Source organism: Algoriphagus chordae (genome assembly GCF_003254055.1).
Taxonomy (GTDB): Bacteria; Bacteroidota; Bacteroidia; order Cytophagales; family Cyclobacteriaceae; genus Algoriphagus; species Algoriphagus chordae.
Genome location: NZ_QKZT01000014.1, coordinates 1968 through 3383, shown reverse-complemented (window position 1 = coordinate 3383; position 1416 = coordinate 1968). Strand labels below are relative to the sequence as shown.

Below are 1416 nucleotides of genomic sequence, written 5' to 3'. Positions count from 1 at the left end.
TTAAAATAGATTCTGAAGCACTAGTGTCCGGTAAAGATATTTAAACCGGGCTGCTCCTTTTGGAACCAGCCCGGAGTGGCTACTTTAGAGTTACGACACAAAAAAGCAAGCCATGGGTAAAAGTACAAACTTTAGCGGACAGCCGATATTCAACCAATTGTTAAGTTTTATCGATAAGAATGAGGTGAAAAACATAGCAAAGAGGAACGGCGCAGAACGATATGTGAAGAAATTTTCCACCTATAACCATTTGGTGGTGATGCTATTCGCTGCTTTAGAAGGCTATAGTTCGCTACGGGAGGTCATTTTGGGCCTATTGGCCAATGCTCACAAACTATCTCATCTGGGCTTAAGCTACCTGGTTAAGCGCAGTACGTTATCAGAGGCCAACCTACGCCGAACCAGTAAAGTCTTCGAGGAGATCTATCTGTCAGTTTACAGACAACATGCGCCCTCTTTAGCGGACAGCCAGCTAAGCGATTCGGATTTGAAGCGCCTCTACATCATGGATTCTTCTACCTTGTCGCTATTTAAAGACATCCTCAAAGGGGTTGGCCGTAACCCAAAGCAGGGCAAGAAAAAAGGAGGGATAAAAGCCCATACGCTCATCAAAGCAAGCGAAAATGTTCCCTGTCTGGTTCGTTACAGTGCGGCGGCAAGACATGATCACCTGTTTTTGAAAGAGGCCATGAATCTAGCTGCAGGCTCCATCATCACCTTCGACAAGGGGTATGTGGATTATGAGCAATACGAGCAATTTACACAACAGTCCATCTGGTATGTGACCCGCCTGAAAGACAATGCCCTCTACAAAGCCCAGGTGGAGTACGATATTCCTGATGAAGCAGACACCGGTGTGCTCAAGGATGAAGAAATTACGGTCAGCTATGGGGAAAATAAGGCTAAAGAGCACCGAGCCCGTCGGATCGCCTACTGGGATAGCAAAAACGAACGTTTGTTTGAATTTATTACCAACAACTTCGAGCTTCCCGCCGAGAAGATCGCCTTGATCTACAAGAAAAGGTGGCAGATTGAACTCCTCTTCAAGCAACTGAAACAGAACTTCCCTTTGAAATATTTCCTCGGAGACAACGAAAATGCAATAGAACTACAGATCTGGGCCGCCTTGCTTGCCAATCTGCTGATCACCTTGGTAAGAAGTAAAGTGAAACGGAGCTGGGCTTTCTCAAACCTGGTATCCCTGATCAGCAAACAGTTGATGAACTATATCAATGTCTACAGTTTTCTGGAAGACCCCGAAAAAAGCTGGCTGAAAATCATCGAAGAAAACAACGACACCTACCAAAACTCCCTCTTCCCAGAAATGAAGGGGGCTAGCTTTTGAGAAATTCGATTAAAAGTACTTCTCCCGATAACTGGACATGAAAAATCAGCCTCTTTTTAGTTTACCGGACA

Annotated in this window: 1 protein-coding gene; it reads left to right on the top strand. The window is 45.0% G+C overall.

Annotation, left to right across the window (positions count from 1 at the left end; translation table 11 throughout):
- Window positions 1–112 precede the first annotated feature (112 nt).
- Window positions 113–1345 carry an IS4 family transposase gene (locus LV85_RS14915; protein WP_111320839.1) on the top strand — a complete coding sequence of 411 codons (1233 nt, stop codon included), beginning with the start codon at window positions 113–115 and terminating at the stop codon, window positions 1343–1345.
- The last annotated feature ends 71 nt before the right edge of the window (window positions 1346–1416 follow it).